At 71.2% G+C, this 22,745-nt stretch carries 18 protein-coding genes; 11 read left to right on the top strand and 7 right to left on the bottom strand.

What is annotated here, in order from left to right:
- Window positions 1–145: 145 nt before the first annotated feature.
- The 3 genes from ABZX11_RS39905 to ABZX11_RS39895 form a co-directional block, all read right to left on the bottom strand.
- Window positions 146–2,638, bottom strand: coding sequence for a polynucleotide kinase-phosphatase (locus tag ABZX11_RS39905; protein ID WP_354923443.1), 2,493 nt, complete (start codon window positions 2,636–2,638; stop codon window positions 146–148).
- A complete protein-coding gene (locus ABZX11_RS39900) occupies window positions 2,635–4,011 on the bottom strand; it encodes a 3' terminal RNA ribose 2'-O-methyltransferase Hen1 (protein ID WP_354923440.1) in 1,377 nt (458 codons plus the stop codon). Before ABZX11_RS39900 ends, ABZX11_RS39905 begins: the two co-directional genes overlap by 4 nt.
- A gap of 68 nt (window positions 4,012–4,079) precedes the next feature.
- The gene (locus tag ABZX11_RS39895; protein ID WP_354923437.1) at window positions 4,080–5,873 is read right to left on the bottom strand and encodes an RICIN domain-containing protein; all 1,794 of its coding nucleotides are present in this window, start codon (window positions 5,871–5,873) and stop codon (window positions 4,080–4,082) included.
- Window positions 5,874–6,012: 139 nt separating this feature from the next.
- On the opposite strand from ABZX11_RS39895, the gene ABZX11_RS39890 reads away from it, so the two are divergent.
- The 4 genes from ABZX11_RS39890 (at window position 6,013) to ABZX11_RS39875 (ending at window position 12,661) form a co-directional block, all read left to right on the top strand.
- Window positions 6,013–7,980, top strand: a complete 1,968-nt coding sequence (locus tag ABZX11_RS39890) for a thioredoxin domain-containing protein (RefSeq protein WP_354923434.1) — start codon at window positions 6,013–6,015, stop codon at window positions 7,978–7,980.
- Between the two features lie 84 nt (window positions 7,981–8,064).
- Window positions 8,065–8,622, top strand: coding sequence for a hypothetical protein (locus tag ABZX11_RS39885; protein ID WP_176174936.1), 558 nt, complete (start codon window positions 8,065–8,067; stop codon window positions 8,620–8,622).
- A gap of 683 nt (window positions 8,623–9,305) precedes the next feature.
- Window positions 9,306–10,691 carry a glycoside hydrolase family 28 protein gene (locus tag ABZX11_RS39880; RefSeq protein ID WP_354923431.1) on the top strand — a complete coding sequence of 462 codons (1,386 nt, stop codon included), beginning with the start codon at window positions 9,306–9,308 and terminating at the stop codon, window positions 10,689–10,691.
- Window positions 10,692–10,771: 80 nt separating this feature from the next.
- Window positions 10,772–12,661 (top strand): acyl-CoA dehydrogenase, encoded by a 1,890-nt coding sequence (locus ABZX11_RS39875; RefSeq protein WP_354923428.1) that lies wholly within the window; start codon window positions 10,772–10,774, stop codon window positions 12,659–12,661.
- 157 nt (window positions 12,662–12,818) lie between these two features.
- Here ABZX11_RS39875 and ABZX11_RS39870 read toward each other — a convergent pair whose 3' ends face one another.
- Window positions 12,819–13,610, bottom strand: coding sequence for a PRC and DUF2382 domain-containing protein (locus ABZX11_RS39870; RefSeq protein WP_354923425.1), 792 nt, complete (start codon window positions 13,608–13,610; stop codon window positions 12,819–12,821).
- 309 nt (window positions 13,611–13,919) lie between these two features.
- Here ABZX11_RS39870 and ABZX11_RS39865 point away from each other — a divergent pair, with 309 nt between their 5' ends.
- Together ABZX11_RS39865 and ABZX11_RS39860 are read left to right on the top strand one after the other, a co-directional pair.
- Complete coding sequence (locus ABZX11_RS39865) at window positions 13,920–14,393, top strand: carboxymuconolactone decarboxylase family protein (RefSeq protein WP_354923422.1); 474 nt, start codon at window positions 13,920–13,922, stop codon at window positions 14,391–14,393.
- A gap of 154 nt (window positions 14,394–14,547) precedes the next feature.
- Window positions 14,548–14,937 carry a hypothetical protein gene (locus tag ABZX11_RS39860; RefSeq protein WP_354923419.1) on the top strand — a complete coding sequence of 130 codons (390 nt, stop codon included), beginning with the start codon at window positions 14,548–14,550 and terminating at the stop codon, window positions 14,935–14,937.
- Between the two features lie 130 nt (window positions 14,938–15,067).
- Here the strand turns inward: ABZX11_RS39860 and ABZX11_RS39855 are convergent, their stop codons facing one another.
- Window positions 15,068–15,709, bottom strand: coding sequence for a hemolysin III family protein (locus ABZX11_RS39855; RefSeq protein ID WP_176178157.1), 642 nt, complete (start codon window positions 15,707–15,709; stop codon window positions 15,068–15,070).
- A gap of 114 nt (window positions 15,710–15,823) precedes the next feature.
- Between ABZX11_RS39855 and ABZX11_RS39850 the strand changes: the two genes are divergently transcribed.
- Window positions 15,824–16,600: an isoprenyl transferase gene (locus ABZX11_RS39850; protein WP_176174941.1), complete on the top strand. Its 777-nt coding sequence runs from the start codon at window positions 15,824–15,826 to the stop codon at window positions 16,598–16,600.
- Window positions 16,601–17,049: 449 nt separating this feature from the next.
- Window positions 17,050–18,342 carry a PhoH family protein gene (locus ABZX11_RS39845; protein WP_176174942.1) on the top strand — a complete coding sequence of 431 codons (1,293 nt, stop codon included), beginning with the start codon at window positions 17,050–17,052 and terminating at the stop codon, window positions 18,340–18,342.
- 39 nt (window positions 18,343–18,381) lie between these two features.
- Here the strand turns inward: ABZX11_RS39845 and ABZX11_RS39840 are convergent, their stop codons facing one another.
- Window positions 18,382–19,821 (bottom strand): GuaB1 family IMP dehydrogenase-related protein, encoded by a 1,440-nt coding sequence (locus ABZX11_RS39840; protein WP_354923415.1) that lies wholly within the window; start codon window positions 19,819–19,821, stop codon window positions 18,382–18,384.
- 43 nt (window positions 19,822–19,864) lie between these two features.
- On the opposite strand from ABZX11_RS39840, the gene ABZX11_RS39835 reads away from it, so the two are divergent.
- Both ABZX11_RS39835 and ABZX11_RS39830 read left to right on the top strand, forming a co-directional pair.
- Window positions 19,865–20,332: a DUF309 domain-containing protein gene (locus ABZX11_RS39835; RefSeq protein ID WP_176174944.1), complete on the top strand. Its 468-nt coding sequence runs from the start codon at window positions 19,865–19,867 to the stop codon at window positions 20,330–20,332.
- Window positions 20,326–20,817: a hypothetical protein gene (locus ABZX11_RS39830; protein ID WP_354923412.1), complete on the top strand. Its 492-nt coding sequence runs from the start codon at window positions 20,326–20,328 to the stop codon at window positions 20,815–20,817. Before ABZX11_RS39835 ends, ABZX11_RS39830 begins: the two co-directional genes overlap by 7 nt.
- Here the strand turns inward: ABZX11_RS39830 and ABZX11_RS39825 are convergent.
- Window positions 20,814–21,437: an MBL fold metallo-hydrolase gene (locus tag ABZX11_RS39825; protein WP_176174946.1), complete on the bottom strand. Its 624-nt coding sequence runs from the start codon at window positions 21,435–21,437 to the stop codon at window positions 20,814–20,816. The genes ABZX11_RS39830 and ABZX11_RS39825 overlap by 4 nt on opposite strands.
- Window positions 21,438–21,534: 97 nt before the next feature.
- On the opposite strand from ABZX11_RS39825, the gene ABZX11_RS39820 reads away from it, so the two are divergent.
- The gene (locus ABZX11_RS39820) at window positions 21,535–22,743 is read left to right on the top strand and encodes an NADH:flavin oxidoreductase/NADH oxidase family protein (RefSeq protein ID WP_354923409.1); all 1,209 of its coding nucleotides are present in this window, start codon (window positions 21,535–21,537) and stop codon (window positions 22,741–22,743) included.
- Window positions 22,744–22,745: the final 2 nt, after the last annotated feature.

Below are 22,745 nucleotides of genomic sequence, written 5' to 3'. Positions count from 1 at the left end.
GTCAAGGCGGGAAAGCGTGCCTTGACAACCTGCCGCCGGCCGTGTTTTGGCTTCGGATCGGGGTTGCGGGGGGTCTGGGTTCCGTTGTGGTCCTGTTGGGCCTTCCCCTTGCGTTCGGCCCCTTGCGGTGGTCCTCTTGCTTTGTTCAGAGTCTGGGGTCCACCGGGTCCGATTCCAGTGCGAGCACGGCGAACACGCACTCGTGTACCCGCCACAGTGGCTCTCCTCGCGCTACGCGCTCCAGTGCCTCCAAGCCCAGTGCGTACTCCCTGAGTGCCAGCATTCGCTTTCTGTTCAGGCCTCGCTTGCGCAACCGCTCCAGGTTCTCCGGCTGTGTGTAGTCCGGGCCGTAGATGATGCGCAGGTACTCGCGTCCTCGGACCTTCACCCCGGGCTGGACCAGCCCTCGGGTTCCGCGGGTCAGGTTGGCTGCCGGCTTGACCACCATTCCCTCGCCGCCCTCTTCCGTCAGTTCCTCCCACCACGAGGTGCCCCGGGCCACCGATGCGTCGTCCAGGAGGTCGACCTCCAGGGTCCGGGTGCGCTGGAAGCGGGGGCCCGTGAGGCCGTCGAGCATCGACAGGTGCCACGCGTGCGGGCGGTCGTGGTAGGCCTTTCCTTCCGAGGCCAGCAGCTGGAACGGTGCCAGGCGGACGCCGTCCAGGCCTTCGGTCGGCCAGCAGTAGCGGCGGTACGCCTTCCGGTAGGCGTCCACTGTGGATGCACGAGACGCCGTTCGGGCCAGCAGGTCGCTCACGTCGATGCCGCGGGCGGCCGCCGTCGTCAACGCTGCCGCCGCTGCGGGGAGGACCGCTTCGGCGGCCGCTCCCACCGATGCGTACTGGTCCGCGATCAGGGAACCCGCCTTTGCGCTCCACGGCAGCAACTCGGCGTCGAGCAGCAGCCAGCCCGAGTTCAGCTCTTCGAACAGTCCCTCTGCCGCCGTGCGTACGTCGGACAAGAGCTCGTTGTTCTGCGCGGCCGCGAAGAACGGGCGGCCGGTCCGGGTGTACACCGCGCCGCCGCCACGGATTCCGAAACGGTGGTACGCCACCTCCTCGTCGCGGCAGACCAGCACCACCGCACGGGAACCCATGTGCTTCTCTTCGCACAGCACGGACTGGACCCCGGCCGACCGGTACTCGGCGAACGCCTCCTCGGGGTGCTCCAGGTAGCCGCCGTGGGCCGATGTCGAGCACGGGGCCATCGTCGGCGGGAGGTACGCCAGCCAGCGCGGGTCGACCGCGAACCGGCTCATCACCTCCAGCGCCGCCGCCGACTGCTCCGCCGAGACGCCGACGCGGCCGTGGTGCGCCGTCTGCACGATCCGCTTTCCGGTGACGTCGGCCAGCTCCAGCACCGCCGGCTCGCGGCCGCCCAGCGGCCGTGCCGCGTCCAGCGGACGGGACGGCTCGTACCAGACCCGGAGCGCCTTCACCGAGACGACTTCGCGCTCCGGGTACCGCAACGCCGTCAGCTTGCCGCCGAACACCGCACCCGTGTCGAGGCACATCGTGTTGTTGACCCACTCCGGCTCCAGCGTCGGCGTGTGCCCGTAGAGGACCATCGCCGAGCCTCGGTAGTCGCGGGCCCACGGGAGCCGCACCGGCAGGCCGTACTCGTCCGTCTCGCCGGTCGTGTCGCCGTACAGCGCCATGCTGCGGACCCGCCCGGACGCGCGTCCGTGGTAGCGCTCGGGCAGCCCCGCGTGCGCCACGACGAGGTTGCCGCCGTCGAGGACGTAGTGCGCGATCAGCCCGTCGCAGAACTCGTGGACGCGGCGGCGGAACTCCTCGCTTTCCGCGCCGAGCTGCTCCAGCGACTCCGCCAGGCCGTGCGCGACGTTGACCTTCCGCCCGTGCAGCGCACGCACCAATTTCTGCTCGTGGTTGCCGCACACGACGAGCGCGTTGCCGGACGACGCCATCGCCATCACGCGCCGGAGCACGCCCGGGGTGTCCGGCCCGCGGTCGACGAGGTCGCCGACGAACACCGCGGTCCGCCCGGCCGGGTGCACGCCGTCGACGTACCCCAGCTCGGCCAGCAGCTCCTCGAGCTCGGCCGCGCAGCCGTGGACGTCGCCGATCACGTCGAACGGCCCGGCCAGCTCGCGCTTGTCGTTGCGCAGCGGCTCGACGACGATCTCGGCCGCGGCCACCTCGGCTTCGGACCGCAGCACGTGCACGCGCCGGAAGCCCTCGCGCTCCAGCGACTTCAGCGACCGCTGCAGCTCGCCGCGCTGCCGCCGGACGACGTGCTCGCCGAAGTCGCGGTCCGGCCGCCCGGTGTTGCGGTCGACGCAGACGCGCAGCGGCAGGTCCAGCACGATCGCCGTCGGCAGCACGTCGTGCTCCTTCGCGAGTTTCACCAGGCTGGCCCGCGAAGCGCGCTGGACGTTCGTCGCGTCGATGACGGTCGTCCGGCCGGCCGCGAGCCGCTTCGCCGCGACGTAGTGCAGCGCGTCGAAGGCGTCGGCGCTGGCCGATTGGTCGTTCTCGTCGTCGGCGACGAGCCCGCGGAAGAAGTCGCTGGAGAGCACTTGCGTCGGCGCGAAGTGCGTGCGCGCGAAGGTCGACTTGCCGGAGCCGGAAGCGCCGACGAGCACGACGAGCGCCATGTCGGGGACGGTCAGCTTCACGCGGCCACCTCCTTTTGGGTGGTGAAGACCGCCAGTTGGGTCGGCGGTCCCGATTCCTGGTCCTCCGGTCCGATCGGCAGGTACCGGACGTCGTAGCCGCGCCGGGTCGCGACGCCGTCCGCCCAGGCGCGGAACTCGGCTCGGGTCCATTCGAACCGGTGGTCGGCGTGCCGGAAATGCCCCGTTGGCAGGAACTCGAACAGCCGGTTGTACTCCGCGTTGGGCGTCGTGACGAGCACCGTGCGCGGCGCCGCGACCCCGAACACCGCGTGTTCGAGGGCAGGCAGCCGCTCTTCGTCGACGTGTTCGACGACCTCCATCAGCACGGCGGCGTCGTACCCGGCCAGCGCCGGGTCCGCGTAGGTCAGCGCGGACTGCCGCAGCGTGACGCGGGAGCCCTCCTTCAGCCGCTTTTCGGCGATGCTCAACGCACTGCTCGACACGTCCACACCGACGATCTCGGTGAACGACCGCTCCTTCGCGAGCACGCGCAGCAGCGCGCCGGAGCCGCAGCCGAGGTCCAGCACCCGCCGGGCGCCCGCGGCCCGCAGCGCGGCGAGCACGCTGCCGTGGCGCTGTGAAGCGAGGCTCTGCGGCTTGTCTGTGACCTCTGCGACCTCCGTGACCAGCGCTTCCGCCTCCGCCGGGACGTCGTCCGCTTCGGCCAGCCGCGAAAGCGCGTACGCCACGACCGGGCGGCGCCGCTCGAGGTAGCGGTTCGTGATGAGCGTGCGCTCGGGGTGCCCGGCGAGCCAGCCGTCGCCGGCGCGCAGCAGCTTGTCGGCCTCGTCCTGGCCGACCCAGTAGTGCTTGTCGCCGTCGAGGGCAGGCAGCAGCACGTAGAGGTGGCGCAAGGCGTCGGCGACGCGCTGGGTGCCGGTGAGCGTCAAGTCGACATAGCGGCTTTCGCCCCACTGCGGGAACTGCGGGTCGAGCGGGATCGGCGTCGCCGAAACGCGCCAGCCGAGCGGCTCGAACAGCTTGTGCACGACCTCGGCCCCGCCGCGAGCGGACAGCGACGGCAGGCGGAGCTCCAGGTCGAAGGGCTCGTCGACCAGTTCGGGCCGCGCGGTGCACCGGCCCGCGAGCGCGGTCGTGAACGCGGCCCGCAGCGCGACCGCGAGGTAGGAGCCCCCGGCGTACGGCCGGTCGTTGACGTACTGGGTCAGCGACGTCCCGCCCCCGCGGACGAGACCGACCGGGTCGATTTCGACGAACAACGCGGCCGTGCAGCGGTCCGGCGCCGCCTCCGGGTAGAAGACGTGCGCGGTGCCGGCCGACAGCGCGACCGACTGCGCCTTCTCCGGGTGCTTGTGCAGGAGGAAGCCCAGATCGGTGGCCGGGTTCCGGGTCGTCGTGATGGTCAGCAACACCGGCTCAGTGTGGCGGAGCGGCCGGCGACCGCGCCCCCGGTTTTCGCGGGTGCGCGGTCACCGGTCGGCTACCTGAGCGGTGTCCCGCCCGAGTTGCGGTAGGCGATCGTCTTGCCGATCAGGTTTCCGCCGTCGGTCTCGACCGTGGTCTGTTCCTGCTGTCCCGCGCCGAACAGGATGGCGGCGACGTGCGCGTCCGCCACCTGGTCCAGGTGCGAGAAGAACCAGTCGACCTTGTCGTCCTGGTAGTGGTTGAGGGTGTTGTTCTGCCTCATGTTGCCCACCGGGACCTGCCACAGGACCACCGGCTTGCCCGTCGACTCGGCCATGGTCTTGTAGAACTTCAGCGTGGCCGCGGCCTGCTGGTCGGTCCAGAACGTGTTCCGGCCGCCGTTCGCCGGCTTCGCGTACCAGCCGGCGTCGCGGTCCGACACGTCGGTGACCAGGAAGTCGGCGTTCTTCGCGCCCAGTTCCGCGTAGTCCTTCACGCACTTCTGGACGTCGTTCTCCCAGTCCCAGCAGGTGAGGTGCAGGCCGGCGCCCGCGTTCGGCGCGTACTTGTGCGCCATCGCGACCAGGCAGGCGGCCAGCCCGGCCGCGCTGTTCTCCTGGGTTCCGCAGTCCGCCGGGTTCGCGGCCTTGACCTGCGCGGGAACCTGGTGCGGGCTGCCGAGGGAGCGGACGTAGCCCCAGAAGTCGGGCTCGAGGTCGATCAGGTCGTGCGAGGTGCCGATCTTCTGGAGGAAGAAGCGGTAGTCGTTCAGGTACCGGGTGAGCAGGTCGGTCCGGTTGATGGCGACGACTTCGCCGGGGCCGTCGCCCTGGCCGGCCGCGTCCCCGAGGTCGCGCAGCGAGTACCAGGTCCAGAGGTACTTCTGCGGGCGCGCCTTGCCCTGGTAGGTGGCCTGGGCCACGTGCTGGTCGCCCCAGGTCACGTAGAAGCCGGGCGCGGTGGTTTCGCCGGTCCAGCAGCCCCACCAGCTCGACCACCCGGCCTTGCAGCGGGCCGCCGTGTAGTAGTCCGATGACGGCGCCGGCTGGCTGTGCACGTAGTTGTAGCGGACGTCGAACGGCGCGGCCGTCGCCGAGGCGTCGTTCATCGAGCCGCCGATGAGCAGCGTGTTGCCGCCCATGAACCGGGTCGTGGAAGCAGCGGCGGTGGTGGCCGGGGCCGTCGATGTCGCCGGCGGGCGGGAGCTGCCCGGGGGCCGGCTCGTCGTCGTCACGCTGGTGCGCGGGGTGGTGGCCGTCGTGGGCGGGGCGGTGCTGCCGACGCTGCCGGCCGGGACGAGCTGCCACTGCTGGTTGGCGCCGCCCCAGTCCCAGAACTGGGTGACGCGGGCCCCGGCGGTCCTGGAGCCGGCCTGGACCTCGAGGGCCATCCCGCTGAACCGGTTGATCAGGCGCACCTGGCCGTCCGGCGACTTCTCCAGGCGGAACTGCTGGTTGGCGCCGTTCAGGTCGTGCCACTGCACCATGGCCGAGCCTGCGGTCTTCGACCAGCGGAAGTCGTCCAGCACGTTGCCGGAGTTGCGGTTCTGCAGCCGGTAGTAGCCGTCACCCGCGTCGATGAACCGCCACTGCTGGTTGGTCCCGTCGTACCGGCCCCACTGGACCACCGCGGCGCCGTCGTTCCTGGCGTAGCCGAAGCCGTCCAGTGCCTGGCCGCTGTTGCGGTTGACCAGGACGTACCAGGACTTCGGGTCGACGGTGTCCGCCGAGGCCGTGCTGACCACGACCACGGAACCGGTCACGACGGACAGGACGACGGCCGCCCAGAAACCCCGGCGCTGGAACAGCCGGCGGCCGCGGTGCCGTCCCGGACGGTCGTGACCGGGCGGCGTGGGTGGGCGAGGGGGCATGTCGTGCTCTCTTTCGGTCGCTGCCTCTGACGCCGGCCGCGCGGCCGGACGGCACTGGGTTGCCGCCGGGTCCGGAAAGGTTGCCGTGATTCCGGCCGCTGCCCGCGCGCCCGGTTTTCCCGGGTGCGACCCTGGAGGCATGAACCGCCTCGCGCACGCGACCAGCCCGTACCTGCTCCAGCACGCGGACAACCCGGTCGACTGGTGGCCGTGGGGGCCGGACGCGCTCGCCGAGGCGAAACGGCGGAACGTGCCGATCCTGCTGTCGGTCGGGTACGCCGCCTGCCACTGGTGCCACGTCATGGCGCACGAGTCGTTCGAGGACGCCGGGACCGCGGCCCTGATGAACGGGAACTTCGTCAACATCAAGGTCGACCGCGAGGAGCGGCCCGACATCGACGCGGTGTACATGGCCGCCACCCAGGCGATGACCGGCCAGGGCGGCTGGCCGATGACGTGCTTCCTGACCCCGGACGGCGAGCCGTTCCACTGCGGCACCTACTACCCGCCGTCGCCGCGGCCGGGGATGCCGTCGTTCCGGCAGCTGCTGGTCGCCGTCACCGAGGCGTGGCAGGAGCGGCCGGACGAGCTGCTCGACGGCGCCAAGCAGATCGTCGCCCACCTCGCCGAGCAGACCGGGCCGCTGCAGGAGTCCGTCGTGGACGAAGCGGTGCTCGCCGGGGCGGTCGGCAAGCTCGAGCAGGAGGCGGACAGCGTCAACGGCGGGTTCGGCCGCGCGCCGAAGTTCCCGCCGTCGATGGTCCTGGAGTTCCTGCTGCGCCACCACGAGCGCACGGGTTCTTCGGTCGCACTGTCTCTTGTGGACAAAACGGCCGAGGCGATGGCCCGCGGCGGCCTGTACGACCAGCTGGCCGGCGGCTTCGCGCGCTACTCCGTCGACGCCGAGTGGATCGTGCCCCACTTCGAGAAGATGTTGTACGACAACGCGTTGCTCCTGCGCTTCTACGCGCACCTGTGGCGGCGCACCGGCTCGGCGACGGCGTTGCGCGTCGCCACCGGAACGGCGGAGTTCCTCTTCGAGAGCTTGCGGACGCCGGAAGGGGGCTTCGCGTCTTCGCTCGACGCGGACACCGAAGGCGTCGAAGGCCTGACGTACGTCTGGACGCCGGAGCAGCTGCGTGAGGTGGTCGGTGACGACTCCGCGGCCGAGCTGTTCGGCGTCACTCCCGAAGGCACCTTCGAGGAGGGGGCCTCGACGTTGCGCCTGTTCGGCGACCTGCCCGAGCCGGTGCGCGTCAAGCTGCTGGAGGCGCGCGCGAAGCGGCCGCAGCCGGGCCGGGACGACAAGGTGATCGCGTCCTGGAACGGCCTGGCGATCACGGCGCTGGCCGAGGCCGGGGTGGCCCTGGATCGTCCACAGTGGATCGAGTGGGCGGTGTCCGCGGCCGAGCTGCTGCTGCGGGTGCACGTCGTCGGCGGACGGCTGCGGCGCAGCTCGCGCGACGGCGTCGCCGGCGAGTCCGCGGGGGTGCTGGAGGACTACGCCTGCGTCGCCGACGGATTACTGGCCCTGCACCAGGCGACAGGGTCGGCGAAGTGGCTCACCGAAGCGACCCGGCTGCTCGACCTGGCACTGGCGCACTTCGCGGACCCGGACGTCCCCGGCGCGTACTTCGACACGGCGGACGACGCCGAGACGCTGGTCCAGCGCCCGGCCGACCCGGGCGACAACGCGAGCCCGTCGGGGGCGTCCGCGCTGGCCGGGGCGTTGCTGACGGCGTCCGCGCTCGCGGGGCACGAGAGTGCCGGCCGCTACCGCGAGGCGGCCGAGCAGGCGCTGCGGCGGGCCGGGGTGCTGGCCGGGCGGGTGCCGCGGTTCGCCGGGCACTGGCTGTCGGTGGCCGAGGCGGCCCAAGCCGGCCCGGTGCAGGTCGCGGTGGCCGGGGCGGACCCGGCGCTGCGGCTGGCCGCGGCCCGTGGCGTGCACGGCGGCGGCATCGTGCTGGCCGGTGAGCCGGACGCACCGGGCGTCCCGCTGCTGGCCGACCGTCCGCTGGTCGCGGGCGCGCCGGCGGCGTACGTGTGCCGGGGGTACGTGTGCGACCGCCCGGTGACGTCGGTCGAGGAGCTCACCGCCCGGCTCTGATCGCCCTGGGTGAACGTCATGTCCAGGTGACGTGCATCGGCGTAACTTCGGTAGCGATGTAATCATGTAATCCGGAGGTACGACATGGGACGCGGATGGCGCGGAAGCCGGGGCTGGCAGCAGGCCGAGGTCCCGCCGGCGGACGACGCGGCCGCCTGGTTCGGCGGCCGCCTGCCGGACGGCTGGTTCACGGGCGCACCGGAGGTGACGGTCGACCGCGAAGAGATCATCGTGGTCGGAGAGCTCCCGCCGCTGACGGAGGAGTACGCGGACGACGCAGCCCGAGCGGCGGCCGAAGAGGGCAGGATCAGCAGGTACCGCGAGGAGACGCGCGACGAGCGCATCGAGATAGCCCGCCAGGCGGAGCACCGCTACCAGCGCAAGGTGTCGTGGGGCGCACGCCTGGGTGGCTCGACGGCCCTGTTCACGACGCATTCGGCCCCGGTGATGACGAGGCTGCGCCAGCCGGAGCGGCTGGTCTTGGACACGCTGGTGGACGCGGGAGTGGCCCGGTCACGCTCGGACGCGCTGGCGTGGGCGGTCCGGCTGGTCGGGCAGCACGCGGACAGCTGGCTGGGCGAGCTGCGCGAAGCGATGACGAAGGTCGACGACCTGCGCGCGAAGGGTCCGGACCTGGGGTGAGGTGATGGGGTGCCGCCACCTCGGGCGGCATCCCGTGCCTGTGCCTCGCAGCCCGCAGGGCAAGCCGGCCGGACCGTGCCGGGAGCACAGCAGGTGGAGCGAGCCGCTGGGTGCTGCCCCCTCGACGGCACCCAACGACCCCGCTATTCACAGCGGAGCAAGCTGCGCGGTGCCGCCCCCTCGGTGGCACCCCGCGGCCCGCTCACCCCGCCTCAATCCGCGACCAGCACCGGTCTCCGCAACCCCGCTCCCGGCTCCCGCTGCCGTCGCAGGAACCACGCCCCGGGCGCTGTTCCGGTTGCCCCGTGCCCGGAACGGCTCAGCCACACCGGAGCCGGTCGTTCGAGGCGGCCCGCGGCCCGCGGGTCCTTGCCCGCTTCCCCGCAGCTCAAAGCCCGGCCTTTCCCCGGATCGGGGGAAGCCGGAGAGCGGGGTGGTCCGTGCGGAAGGCGTGGCTCAGCCACCGGGAAACATCGAAAGTTCGGCGGTCCGGCCGCCGGGAGGCGCTCAACGAGCGAGGGCGCGCACGCCCTTTCGGATCGACATGCCGCGATCATGGCAGCCGGTTCGGCGGTCGCGCAAGCCTGGACCTGGAGCCGGTTGCCCGCTTAGAGTTTCGTCGTGCCCGCGGTCCGTGCCGCGGTTCCGCCGTCGCACCAGGTACTCCCGTGAAGGAAGTGTCCATGGACGGCAGGTTCACCCGGCGGCAGCTGATCAAGGGCGGCCTCGCGGTCGCGGCGATGCCGCTGCTCCCGGTCTTGCCCGGGTCACCGGCTTCGGCGGCGCCCCGCATCGACGTCCCCACGCTCCCGTGGCCCGCGGCGAACGACATCGTCGCGAACACGACGATCCCGGTCTTCCCGGACCGCAGTTTCCCGATCACCGGTTACGGCGCGAAGAACGACGGCAAGACCGACAACACCGCGGCGATCAAGAAGGCGATCGAAGCCTGCAACGCGGCCGGCGGCGGGCACGTCATCGTGCCGTCCGGCGGCAGTTTCCTCACCGGTGCCATCTACCTGAAGAGCAACGTCGACCTGCACCTCGAATCCGGCGCGGTGCTGAAGTTCAGCGGCGACGCGGCGAAGTTCCCGAACGTCCTGACCCGCTACGAAGGCATCGAGTGCGTCAACCACTCGCCGATGGTCTACGCCTACCGGGAAAAGAACATCGGCCTCACCGGCAGCGGCACGCTCGACGCGGCGGCGACGTCGTCGTGGAACAAGGGCAGCGATCGTGCCTACCTGGAAACGCTGGTGGACAAGGGAATCGCGCCCGAGAAGCGGGTGGTGCCGGGCTCGGGCCACACCATGCGGTCGGCCTTCGTCGAGCCGTACGCCTGCGAAAACGTGCTCATCCAAGGCATCACGCTCAAGAACTCCATGTTCTGGCAGCTGCACCCCACGCTGTGCCGCAACGTTACCGTCGACGGCGTCAGCACCGATCCCAGCACCGCGCACAGCAACACCGACGGCTGCGACCCGGAGTCGTGCGACCACGTCGTCATCTCGAACTGCACCCTGGGCGCGCACGACGACAACATCGCGATCAAGTCCGGGCGCGACGCCGACGGGCGGCGGGTGAACGTCCCGTGCCAGAACCTCGTCGTCGTCAACTGCGTGATGAACGGCAACTGGGGCGCGATCACCTGCGGCAGCGAGCAGACCGGCGGGGTCCGCAACGTCTACGCCTACCAGCTCACCGTGAAGGGCGACACGAAGTTCGCGCTGTACGTGAAGTCCAACACCCTGCGCGGCGGGTTCTCCGAGAACATCAACCTCGACAGCGTCTCCGGCACCTTCGCGCGGAACTTCGTGTACGTGACGTCCACCTACAACAGCCAGACCGGCAGCCACGTCCCGTCGTTCGGGCCGTTCGCGATCAGCAACTGCTCGAGCACGAAGATCGCCGGCAAGACGTTCGACGTCAGCGGGCTTTCGAACGCCCACGTGCACGGGTTCGCCGTGGCGAATTCCACGTTTAAGGGCGTCTCGGACACGTCCAACACGCTGAAGTACGTGGACAACGCCAGCTTCACGAAGGTGACGGTCAACGGCAAGCCGATCTGAACCTGCGGGATCGGCGGCGCTGCGGCAGGCTTACTACCAACGAGTAGGAAGCCTGCCGTTCGTCCTTTCCGGAGGTAGCCGTGGACGTCCCCGAAGTGCCATCGAAGGTGGATCCGGACGCACTGACCGCCGTCCTCGACGGCCGCTGGGCCGAGCTGCGCCGCGGGGTGCGGGCGCAGATGGCCGAGACGAAGTTCCGGGACCCGGTCGCCCTCGACGTCGAGGCGCACCGCGCCCAGGTGCTCGACCAGCTGCGCGCGCTCGCCGAAACCGACCGTCCCGCCCTGGGCTTCGACCCGGCCTACGGCGGCGGTGGCGACGTCGGCGGCTCGGTGACGTCGTTCGAGATGCTCGGCTACGGCGACCTGTCGCTGATGGTGAAGGCCGGCGTCCAGTGGGGCCTGTTCGGCGGCGCCGTCCAGCTGCTCGGCACCGAGCGCCACCACGAGCGGTACCTGCGCGGGATCGTGGACCTCGACGTGCTGGGCTGCTTCGCGATGACCGAGCACGGCCACGGTTCCGACGTCCAGCACCTGGGCACCACGGCGACCTTCGCGGACGGCGGCTTCGTGATCAACACCCCGGACGCCATGGCCCGCAAGGAGTACATCGGCAACGCCGCCCGCGACGGGCGGCTGGCGGTGGTCTTCGCGCAGCTCATCACCGGCGGGGAATCGCGGGGGGTGCACGCGTTCCTCGTCCCGATCCGCGACGAGGAAGGCGCGCCGATGCCCGGGGTGTCCATCGAGGACTGCGGGCCGAAGGCGGGCCTGAACGGCGTCGACAACGGACGGCTGGGCTTCGACAACGTCCGGGTGCCGCGCGAGGCCCTGTTGAACCGCTTCGGCGACGTCGCCGAGGACGGGACCTACTCCAGCCCGATCGAAAGCGACAGCCGCCGGTTCTTCACCATGCTGGGCACGCTGATCCGCGGCCGGGTCAGCGTCGGCGGCAGCGCGGGCAGTGCCACCAAACGCGCGCTCGCCCTGGCCGTCCGCTACGGCGAACGCCGCCGCCAGTTCATGAAGCCGGACGGCGACGAGGTCGTCATCCTCGACTACCTCGGCCACCAGCGGAAGCTGCTGCCGGCGCTGGCGAAGACGTACGCACTGCACTTCGCCCAGGAAGAGCTGGTGTCGAAGCTGCACGACATCGACGCGTCGGCGCCCGAGGAGGAGCAGCGCGAACTGGAATCGCGCGCGGCAGGCATGAAGGCCCTCAACACCTGGCACGCGACGGCGACGATCCAGGCGGCCCGTGAGGCGTGCGGTGGCGCGGGGTACCTGGCCGAGAACATCCTGCCGGGCCTGAAGGCCGACACGGACGTCTTCACGACGTTCGAAGGCGACAACACGGTGCTGCTGCAGCTGGTCGCGAAGGGCCTCCTGACCAGCTACAAGCAGGACTTCGAGGACCTCTCGCCGCTGGCGACGGCCCGGTTCTTCACCGACCAGGTGGTCAACACGCTCCTGGAGCGCACCTCGGTCCGCAAGGCGCTCGAGTCGCTCACCGACGGATCCGATGCGGACGTCTTCTTCCGCCGCGAGTGGCAGCTGAAGCTGTTCGAAGACCGCGAGCAGCACGTCGTCGAGGGGGTGGCGAAGCGGCTGCGCAAGGCGGCCGCCGACCCGTTCGGCGTGTTCAACGCGGCGCAGGACCACGTGCTGCGCGCAGGCCGGGTCCACGTCGAGCGCCTGGTGCTGGAGGCGTTCGCGGCGGCCGTCGAACGCTGCGAAGACCCGGATGCCCGGGCGCTGCTCGAACGCGTCTGCGACCTGTACGCGCTGTCGGCGATCGAAGAGGACCTGGCGTGGTTCCTGGGCCACGGCCGTCTGACGGCGTCGCGCGCGAAGGCCGTCACGTCGGCGGTGAACCGGCTGTGCGCCGAGCTGCGGCCGCACGCGCGCACGCTGGTGGACGCGTTCGCGATCCCGGAGCAGTTCCTCGCCGCGCCGATGCTGGCGTCCTGATCGGCCGTTTCGGGCGTTTCCCTGGTGGCGGAGCCCCGGTCGGCCCGGCATCGTTCGGCGTTCAGTAGCCGCGATCACCGAGCCCCGGGTGGCTTCCGCCGCGGGGTGACCCGGGCGGGTGGCCGGTATCGGGGACCGGCCACCCGCCCGGGAGCTCTCAGGAGCGGCGGTTCTTGCGGTCGTCGTCGGTGACCTCGAACTGCTCCTTGCGGACCTTGCCGGACACGGTCTGCTCGTCGCTGACCGTCTCCTTCCGCAGGCGTGCCCGTTCGACCGGCACGGTCTCCTTGCGCACCACGGGTTTCTCCGCGTGCAGGACCACGTCCTGCTCGGCCTCGCCGATCTCGGCCCGGCTGCCGTCGGCGCGGGTGATCGGCTCGCGTTCGATCCGGACCTCTTCGTGCCGCACCGGCACGGTGACCTGCTGCTCTTCGGTGACGACGTACTTGCGCAGCCGCACGTGCCCGGTCTCGACCTGCTCGGTGCCGACGTTCAGCCGTTCCTCGGAGCGCGTCATGGCCCGGTCGTCGTGCTTGCCGCCCATGGCGGCGCGGCCGCGGTCGGTGCCTCGTTCCGTGCCCCGGTCCGCGCCGCGGTCTGTGCCGCGGTCCATCCGCCCGTCCGCCGAGGTGCGCGGCACGGGCAGCCCGTAGTGCTGGTAGAGCTGCGTGCTCTCCTCGGGGGAGAGGTGCCCGTCGGCGTCGATGCGGGGCGCGTCGGAGACGCGGTCCTTGTCCACCTGGACGTGGACGCCGTCCCGGTCGGTGTGCGCGCCGGTGAGCGGGACGAAGCTTTCCTTGGTGCCGAACAGGCCGGTCTTGACGGTGATCCACTCGGGTTGGTGCGTCGCGTCGGCGAGGTAGACGTTGCCGACCTTCCCGAGCTTGTTGCCGTCCGGGTCGACCACGGCGCTGTCGATGAGTTCTTCTGGCTGCAGGGTCCTGGCCATCGCGGTCGTGCTCCTTCCACGCGTCGATTGCTTGATCAGCTTCACCGTCGGCCGCGCCGCCGGGCCCGGCAACCGTCGTGGTGTTCCCGTGGGTGACCCCTGAACGTGAGCGTTTGAAGCGCCGCCGACGGGCCACGCCCACGACCGTCCGCAGGTCGGGCGCGGTGCCGCCGGCGTGATCGGCCGCGGTGGCGGGGACGCGAAGGTGTGGACCTGATTTCGCCGTGACCGGCGTCACCCGGGGCGCTGTCACAACCTCGCCGCCGGAGTCGTCAAGGGGGTGAAGCAGACGACGGAAGGGGAACGGCCATGGAAGCCCGGATCAACGTGTTCGAGAACGAGGTCACCGGCAAGTTCGTCAAGCGGCTGATCGCGGCGTCCCGCCCGGTGGAGGAGTCGTCGCTGCCGCACGCGACGCAGGAGCTGGTCAAGATCCGCGCGAGCCAGATCAACGGCTGCGGGATGTGCCTCGACATGCACACGAAGGACGCGGCGGCGGCCGGCGAGACGCCGGTCCGCCTGGCGATGGTGGCGGCGTGGCGCGAAGCGGTGGTGTTCACCGAGGCGGAGCGCGCGGCCCTGGCGCTGGCGGAGGAGGGGACCCGGCTGGCGGACACGCACACCGGCGTCACCGACGAGACGTGGGCGGCGGTCCGCAAGCACTACGACGACGAGCAGATCGGCGCGCTGGTCGCCCTGGTGGCGACGATCAACGCGTGGAACCGGCTCAACGTGATCGCCCGCAACCCGGCGGGCGAGTACCAGCCGGGGATGTTCGGCTGAGCGGGACTTTCACCGCCGCGCGGCCGTCAGTCCAGCTTGGATGGTGACGATCGCGCGGAGGTGTAACCCCTCAAAGTGGCATGCCACTGTGGACACTGCCCGCCGTGGAACGGTTGACTGCCGGGACGGGTGACGTTGTCCAAACCATCGGGTGATGTCGATAAAGGATCGCGCGGAGTCGCCCGACAATTTTACCATGATGAAAAAGACGCTCTTCGCAGCCGCAGTCATCGGTGGTGCCATGCTCGCTGTTGCCGCGCCGGCTTCCGCCGGTGAGGGTCACCACCCGGGCGGCGGCATCAGCATCGGCGACAACCTCTGCGCGGCTCCGTGGCAGTGGAACGGTCCCATCGAGGCGCTGCACACGGGCCACGCGCCCGCGTACGCAGCCTGCAACAACAACTCCACCGGCGGCGGTCACGGTGGCATCAGCATCCTGAACAACGCGTGCCTGCTGCCCTGGCAGTGGAACGGCCCGCTGGAGCTGCTGACGGTGGACCACAACCCGTCGTACGTGGCCTGCAACGGCAACAGCGCGGGCTGACCGGAGTTCCCGCCGCCGGTGGTTGATTGAGTGTGCATCAGCCAACTGCGGCCCGGACAAAGCGAAAGCGCGGCCATTCACTCGATGACGAGTGAATGGCCGCGCTTTCGTGCTGCCGTTCGGGAATCGCTCAGGCGTACATGGCCAGCCAGATCGCGATGTAGTGCGACACCGCCGCCAGCACCGTGCACGCGTGGAAGAATTCGTGGTACCCGAAGGTGTCCGGCCAGTGGTTCGGCCACTTCACGGCGTAGAACACCGCGCCCAGCGTGTAGAACAGCCCGCCGACGCACAGCAACACCAGCGCCGCGACCCCGGCGTGCGTGGCCAGCTCCGGGAACACGAACACCGCGACCCAGCCCAACGCGATGTAGATCGGCACCCCGAGCCAGCGCGGTGCGTGCGGCCACAGCATCTTCAGCGCCACGCCCGCGATCGCGCCGCCCCACACGATCGACAGGATCACGTAGCCCGTCGGCTTCGACATCGCCAACAAGGTGAACGGTGTGTAGGTGCCCGCGATGAACAGGAAGATCATCGAGTGGTCGGCGCGCTTCATCCACTTGTACGCGCGGGGGCTCCAGAAGCGGCGGTGGTACAGCGCGCTCACGCCGAACAGGCCCAGCACCGTCAAGCCGTACACCGAAGTCGCCAGTGTCGCGACCGGGGACACCGTGGACGCGGCCAAACTGATCAGCGTGGCGGCCGCCGCGAGGGCGCCGAAGAAGGTCCAGAAGTGGATGTGCCCGCGCAGCCGGGGGCGGAGGTCCACTACGGGCTCGGGTGGTTCCGTCGTCAGGCTCACGCATCCAGGTTACGGCAGCGTAGGTTCTCCAGCAGTGCTCAAGTCACACGCCTCACACCGGGGTGCGTAGGCTTGCTCGACGTGAGTGTTCGCTCGTTCTTGTCCGACGTCGTGTACAGCGCCTACGGCAGGCGCCTCATCCAGCAGGCCGCCGGGCGGCATCCCCGGCACATCGCCATCATGCTGGACGGCAACCGCCGGTGGGCCCGGGAAGCGGGCTTCACGGACGTTTCGGACGGTCACCGCGCCGGGGCGAAGAAGATCGCGGACTTCCTGAGCTGGTGCCAGGAAGCCGACGTCGAGGTCGTCACCATGTGGCTGCTGTCCACCGACAACCTCAACCGCGACCCGGACGAGCTCACGCCGCTGCTGAAGATCATCACCGACGTCACCGACGAGCTCGCCGGGCCGGGGACGCCGTGGCGGCTGCGGATCGTCGGCGCGCTCGACCTGCTCCCCGCCGAGGTCGCGAAGCGGCTGAGCGAGGCCGCCGCCCGCACCGAAGGCCGGTCCGGGATGGAGGTCAACATCGCCGTCGGCTACGGCGGGCGCCAGGAGATCGCCGACGCCGTGCGCAAGCTGCTGCTGCAGCACGCCGACGAGGGAACGTCCATTCACGAGCTGGCGAAGATCCTCGACGTCGACCACATCTCCGAGCACCTCTACACCTCGGGCCAGCCGGACCCGGACCTGATCATCCGCACCTCCGGTGAGCAGCGGCTTTCCGGCTTCCTGCTGTGGCAGTCCGCGCATTCGGAGTTCTGGTTCACCGAGGCCTACTGGCCCGCCTTCCGGCGGGTCGACTTCCTGCGTGCCATGCGCGACTACGCCTGGCGGCACCGCCGGTTCGGCTCCTGAAGCACCGCCAAAGCCGCTGGTCAAGGCCCCGAGGAACACTCACGGTTGATTTCGGACGACCGACGGTGAGATGACGATCTGGCGAATCACCGTGTTGGCTCCCTGCGCGGCGCCGGATTCGTGGGTACCTTCCGAGGTGAGGGCACGCGTTCCGTGCGGGTCCTCGCGGGAGGCCCTGGTCGTGGCGGTGATCGAGGGGGCGGCTCAGCCGCCCACGAGACGCTCGAGGGGGCCGGCACCCGGCCCTCGTGGCCGCGCCACCTGACGCACAGTCAGGAGGAGTGGTCCAGCCAGGGAGGTGCCCGGCCCAGCGAGTGCGGGCGTGAGGTGCACGCGCCCTCGAGGGAGATGCCGTCGTGACTGCGCAGCGTTTGCCCCGTAAGGCCTCTGGCCACTCTTCGACCGGTGCCGTTTCCGGCCCGGAGAAAGCGCCCGTATCCCAGCAGCACATGTACGTGCTCGACACGTCGGTCCTCCTGTCGGACCCGTGGGCGGTCACCCGCTTCGCCGAGCATGCCGTCGTGCTTCCGCTGGTCGTCATCAGTGAACTGGAGGCGAAGCGCCACCACCCGGAGCTGGGCTGGTTCGCCCGGGAATCCCTGCGCATGCTCGACGACCTGCGCCGGCAGTACGGCAGGCTCGACGCGCCGCTCCCCATCGGGGACCACGGCGGCACGCTGCAGGTGGAGCTGAACCACTCGGACCCGTCGGTGCTCCCGTCCGGGTTCCGGACCGACTCCAACGACCACCGCATCCTCGCCTGCGCGCTCAACCTCGCGGCCGAGAACCAGGCGGTCACGCTGGTGACGAAGGACATCCCGCTGCGGGTCAAGGCCGGGGCCGTCGGCCTCGAGGCGGACGAGTACCGCGCGCAGGAAGTGACGCCGTCGGGCTGGACCGGCATGGCGGACGTCGACGTCCAGCAGGAAGTGCTGGACACGCTGTTCGGCGGCAGCACCGTCGACCCCGTCGAGTGGGGCATGGACGAGCTCGCCGAGCTGCCCTGCCACACCGGGCTGCGGCTGCTCGCGGGCAGCTCCAGCGCGCTCGGGCGGATCACGGCGGACAAGCGCATCCGGCTGGTCCGGGGCGACCGCGAGGCGTTCGGCCTGCACGGCCGCAGCGCCGAGCAGCGCGTCGCGCTCGACCTGCTGCTCGACTCCGACGTCGGGATCGTGTCGCTGGGCGGCCGGGCAGGCACCGGCAAGTCGGCGCTCGCCCTCTGCGCCGGCCTCGAAGCGGTCATGGAACGCCGCCAGCACCGCAAGGTCGTGGTGTTCCGGCCGGTCTACGCGGTCGGCGGCCAGGACCTCGGCTACCTGCCCGGGTCCGAGAGCGAGAAGATGCAGCCGTGGGCGCAGGCGGTGTTCGACACCCTCGGCGCGCTGGTCAGCCAGGACGTCCTCGACGAGGTCTTCGACCGCGGCATGCTCGAGGTGCTCCCGCTGACCCACATCCGCGGCCGCTCGCTGCACGACACGTTCGTGATCGTCGACGAGGCGCAGTCCCTGGAGCGCAACGTCCTGCTCACGGTGCTGTCGCGGCTCGGCACGGCGTCCCGCGTGGTGCTCACGCACGACGTCGCCCAGCGTGACAACCTGCGCGTCGGCCGGCACGACGGCGTCTCGGCGGTGATCGAGAAGCTGAAGGGTCACCCGCTGTTCGCGCACGTCACGCTGACGCGCTCGGAGCGGTCCCCGATCGCGGCGCTGGTCACCGAGATGCTGGAAGACCACGGCTGAGGCGGCTCCGGGGCGGCGCACCCGCGCCGCCCCGGTTCGTCACCAGCCTGAGGGGAGCGGGCGGCCCTCGGCGAACCCGGCCGCCGACTGCACACCCAGCACCGCACGCTCGTGGAACTCCTCCAGCGTGCGCGCGCCCGCGTAGGTGCACGAAGAACGCACGCCGGAGCCGATCGAGTCCAGCAGGTCCTCGACACCGGGGCGCTGCGGGTCGAGGGCCATCCGCGACGACGAGATGCCCTCCTCGAACAGCGCCTTCCGGGCGCGGTCGAACGAGTTGTCCGTGCGCGTCCGCGCGCCCACCGCGCGCTTCGACGCCATGCCGAACGACTCCTTGTAGGGGCGGCCCTGCTCGTCGAACCGCAGGTCGCCGGGGGATTCGTAGGTGCCGGCGAACCACGAGCCGACCATCACCGCGGACGCGCCGGCGGCCAGCGCCAGCGCGACGTCCCGCGGGTGGCGGACCCCGCCGTCGGCCCAGACGTGCTTGCCCAGCTCGCGGGCGGCGGCCGCGCACTCGGCGACCGCGGAGAACTGCGGGCGGCCAACGCCGGTCATCATCCGGGTGGTGCACATCGCGCCCGGCCCGACGCCGACCTTGACGACGTCCGCGCCGGCCTGGATCAGGTCGCGCGTGCCCTCGGCGGTGACCACGTTCCCGGCAACCACCGGGACCTGCGGCGACACCGATCGGACGGCCTTCAGCGCGGCGATCATCTTCTCCTGGTGCCCGTGCGCGGTGTCGACGACCAGGACGTCGACGCCCGACTTCAGGACCGCGTCGGCCTTCGCCGCGACATCGCCGTTGACGCCGACCGCGGCGGCGACGCGCAGCCTGCCCGCGTCGTCGACGGCCGGGGTGTAGATCTCCGCGCGCAGGGCGCCGACCGCGGTCAGGACGCCCGCGAGCCTGCCGTCGGTGTCGAGGCCGAGCGCGAGCTGGGCGCCGTGGCTGTTGAGCAGCTCGAACACTTCACGCGCCGGCGTGGCCAGCGGGACCGCGACCGTCGCCGGCTGCGCGACGTCGGCGAGCCGCGCGAAGCGGTCGACGCCCGCGCAGGCCGCTTCGTCGACGATGCCGACCGGGCGGCCTTCGCCGTCCACGACGACCACGGCGCCGTGCGCCCGCTTGTGGACCAGGTTGAGGGCGTCGGCGACCGCGTCACCGCCGGTGAGCACCAGCGGGGTGTCCCACACCGGGTGCCGGCTCTTCACCCAGCCGACGATCTCCGCGACCGCTCCGGGATCGACGTCCTGGGGGAGCACGACCAGCCCGCCGCGGCGGGCGACGGTCTCGGCCATCCGGCGGCCGGCGACCGCGGTCATGTTCGCGACCACGATCGGGATGGTGGCGCCGGTGCCGTCCGCGGTGGCGAGGTCGACGTCGAAGCGGGACTCCACGTCCGAACGGTTCGGCAGCAGGAACACGTCGTCGTAGGTCAGGTCGTGGGCGGGCCGGTGGCCGTCGAGGAAACGCACGAGTCACCAGACTACCCGGCGGCCCCGTGGCAGGATCGGTGGCATGAGCCGCCGCGACCGGGACGCCGAGGGACGGGCACGCAACGCACGGCCGCGCGACGGCCTCGGCCGGCCGCTGCCGTACGGCTCGGACGGCGTCGAGCGGCAGCCGGAGGGTATCGAGCGCACCCCGGCGCAAACGCTTGCGGAGGCGCAGCGGCTGCTCGACGACGGCAAGCCGTTCCACGCGCACGAGGTGTTCGAGGACGCCTGGAAGACCACCGACGGCCCCGACCGCGAGCTGTGGCGCGGCCTGGCGCAGCTCGCCGTCGGGCTGACGCACGCGGCCCGCGGCAACAACGTCGGCGCGGTGTCCCTGCTGGAACGCGGGGCGGCGAACATCGAGCCGTTCCGGGCCGAGCCACCGCACGGCATCGACGTCGCCGGGCTGGAGGAGTGGGCGCTGGCGCTGGCGGAAGAGGCCAAGCAGCGCGTCCGGGTCTCGCCGAGCGCGCCGCGGCTGACGTGCTGACGGCGCTGGGGGCCGCGATCATCGCGGCGGTCGCGTCCCTGGTCGGCGTGACGCTGGGCGCGCTGGTCGAACCGCTGAAGCTCAACGCGGCGCGGCGGGCGAAGGTGCGCCAAGACCGCGCCGACCGCTGCGGCCGGTTCATCGAGGCCGGCGCCCGGGCGCGGCAGCACCTGGTCAGCATCAGCGTCAGCTACCGCCAGAAGGCGGCCGAGCGGGTCTCGGGCTACGAAGACGAGTACTACACGGCGCGGGCGGAGATGCGGTCACTGCTCGGCCTCCTGGTGATGAGCGGACCGGACGAGCTGGTCGACGCGGCCAAGGAGGTCCGGCGGAAGGACATGGACCTCCACCACGTCCGGCACGCACCGGACGACGACGGCGAGTTCACCCGGGTCGTGCTGCCGACCCCGGTCCGGGAAGCCGTGGTCGCGCTGGACCGGGCGATCGAGGAGTTCGCCCTCGTCGCCCGGAAGCACACGTCCTAGGGTTGCTCCCAGCCGTCCGACGCCGACTTCTCGGCGCCGATCGTGGTGCCTTCGCCGTGTCCGGTGTGGACCTTCGTCGCCTCCGGGAGCGCGAAGAGCTTCTCGCGGATGGACCGCACGATCGTCGGGTAGTCCGAATAGGACCGGCCGGTGGCGCCGGGGCCGCCGTGGAACAGCGTGTCGCCGGTGAACACGACGCCCAGCTCGGCCGCGTACAGGCAGACCGCTCCGGGTGCGTGCCCCGGCGTGTGGATGACGCGGAGCTCGGTGCCCGCGATGGTGAGCACCTGGCCGTCGGCCAGCTCGCCGTCCGGGGCACGGCCGGAGTGCGTGAGGTCCCAGACGACCCGGTCGTCCGGGTGCAGCAGGATCGGTGCCCCGGTCGCGGCGGCGAGCTCCGGGGCGGCGTTGACGTGGTCGTTGTGCGCGTGGGTGCAGACGATCGCGGCCAGTTTCCGCTCGCCGACGACGTTTTCGATCGCCTTGGCGTCGTGGGCCGCGTCGATCACGATGACTTCCTTGTCGTCACCCACGATCCAGACGTTGTTGTCGACGTCCCAGCTGCCTCCGTCGAGCCGGAAGACGCCGGAGGTCACCAGGTTCTGCACGATCGCCGTCATGCGCCCGACCCTAGTGGTCATCCGGAGGGGAGACGACATACCGTCGGTATGCTACCGTCGAGTTACCTTACTTCGAGTAGGTTCGAGAGGTGACGCGATGACGCTCCTGGCGGAACCGGTGAAGCTGCGGTGCGGGGCGGTGCTGCCGAACCGCCTGGCCAAATCGGCGCTGAGCGAACAGCTCGGCGACCGCCGGAACGCTCCCACGCGCGAGCTCTTCGAGCTGTACCGGACCTGGGCCCGCGGTGGAGCGGGCCTCCTGGTCACCGGGAACGTCATGGTCGACCCCGCCGCGCTGGGCGAGCCGCGCAACGTGGCGGCGACCGCCGATCCCGCCGTCTTCCGGCCGTGGGCCCAGGCGGTCGAAGGCACGGACACCCGACTGTGGGTGCAGCTGAACCACCCGGGGCGGCAGAGCCCGCGGTACCTCTCGCGGGAGCCGGTGGCGCCGTCCGCCGTCCCGTTCGGCAACCGGGGCATCCGGACCGCCTTCGCGGCGCCGCGGGCGCTGACCGGCGAAGAGATCGAAGCGATCATCGAGCGCTTCGTCGTGGCGGCGCGGACGTTCGTCGACGCCGGGTTCCACGGCGTCCAGATCCACGGCGCGCACGGCTACCTCGTCTCCCAGTTCCTCTCCCCGCTCACGAACCGGCGCACGGACGCGTGGGGCGGCGACGCGGTGCGCCGCCGCCGCTTCCTGCTCGAAGTCCTCCGGCGGGTGCGCGCGGCGGTCGGGGACGACGTGCCGGTGGCGGTGAAGCTCAACAGCGCGGACTTCCAGCGGGGCGGCTTCACCGAGGACGAGTCGCTGGACGTCGTGCACGAGCTCGGCGAGGCCGGGCTGGACCTGCTGGAAGTCTCCGGCGGGACGTACGAGAAAGCCGCGATGATGGGCTCCGGGCGCGCGAGCACCCAAGCGCGTGAGGCCTACTTCCTGGACTACGCGGCGAAAGCCCGTGAAGTCTCCGACGTCGCCCTCATGGTCACCGGCGGCTTCACCACCCGGGCCGGGATGGAGGCGGCGCTGCGCTCGGGCGCGCTGGACGTCATCGGGCTCGGCCGTCCGCTCGTCACCGACCCCGGCCTGCCGGTGCGGCTGCTCGGCGGCGAGGACGTCCGGGCGGAGCGGCGCTGCCCCAAGACCGGGATCCGGCTGGCCGACAGCCTGCTGGAGATCCAGTGGCACACGCGGCAAATGCACCGGATCGCCGACGGCAAGCCGGCCGACCGGCGCGGCGCGCTGCCGACGCTGGTGCAGGCCGGCCTGACCGACGGGCTCAACGCGTTCCGCCGCGTCCGCGGCTGAGC

Origin of the sequence: Amycolatopsis sp. NPDC004169 (assembly GCF_040610315.1) — a bacterium.
Classification (GTDB): domain Bacteria; phylum Actinomycetota; class Actinomycetes; order Mycobacteriales; family Pseudonocardiaceae; genus Amycolatopsis.
The sequence above is the reverse complement of the archived record's forward strand: the minus strand, read 5'-3'. Positions and strand labels throughout refer to the sequence as shown.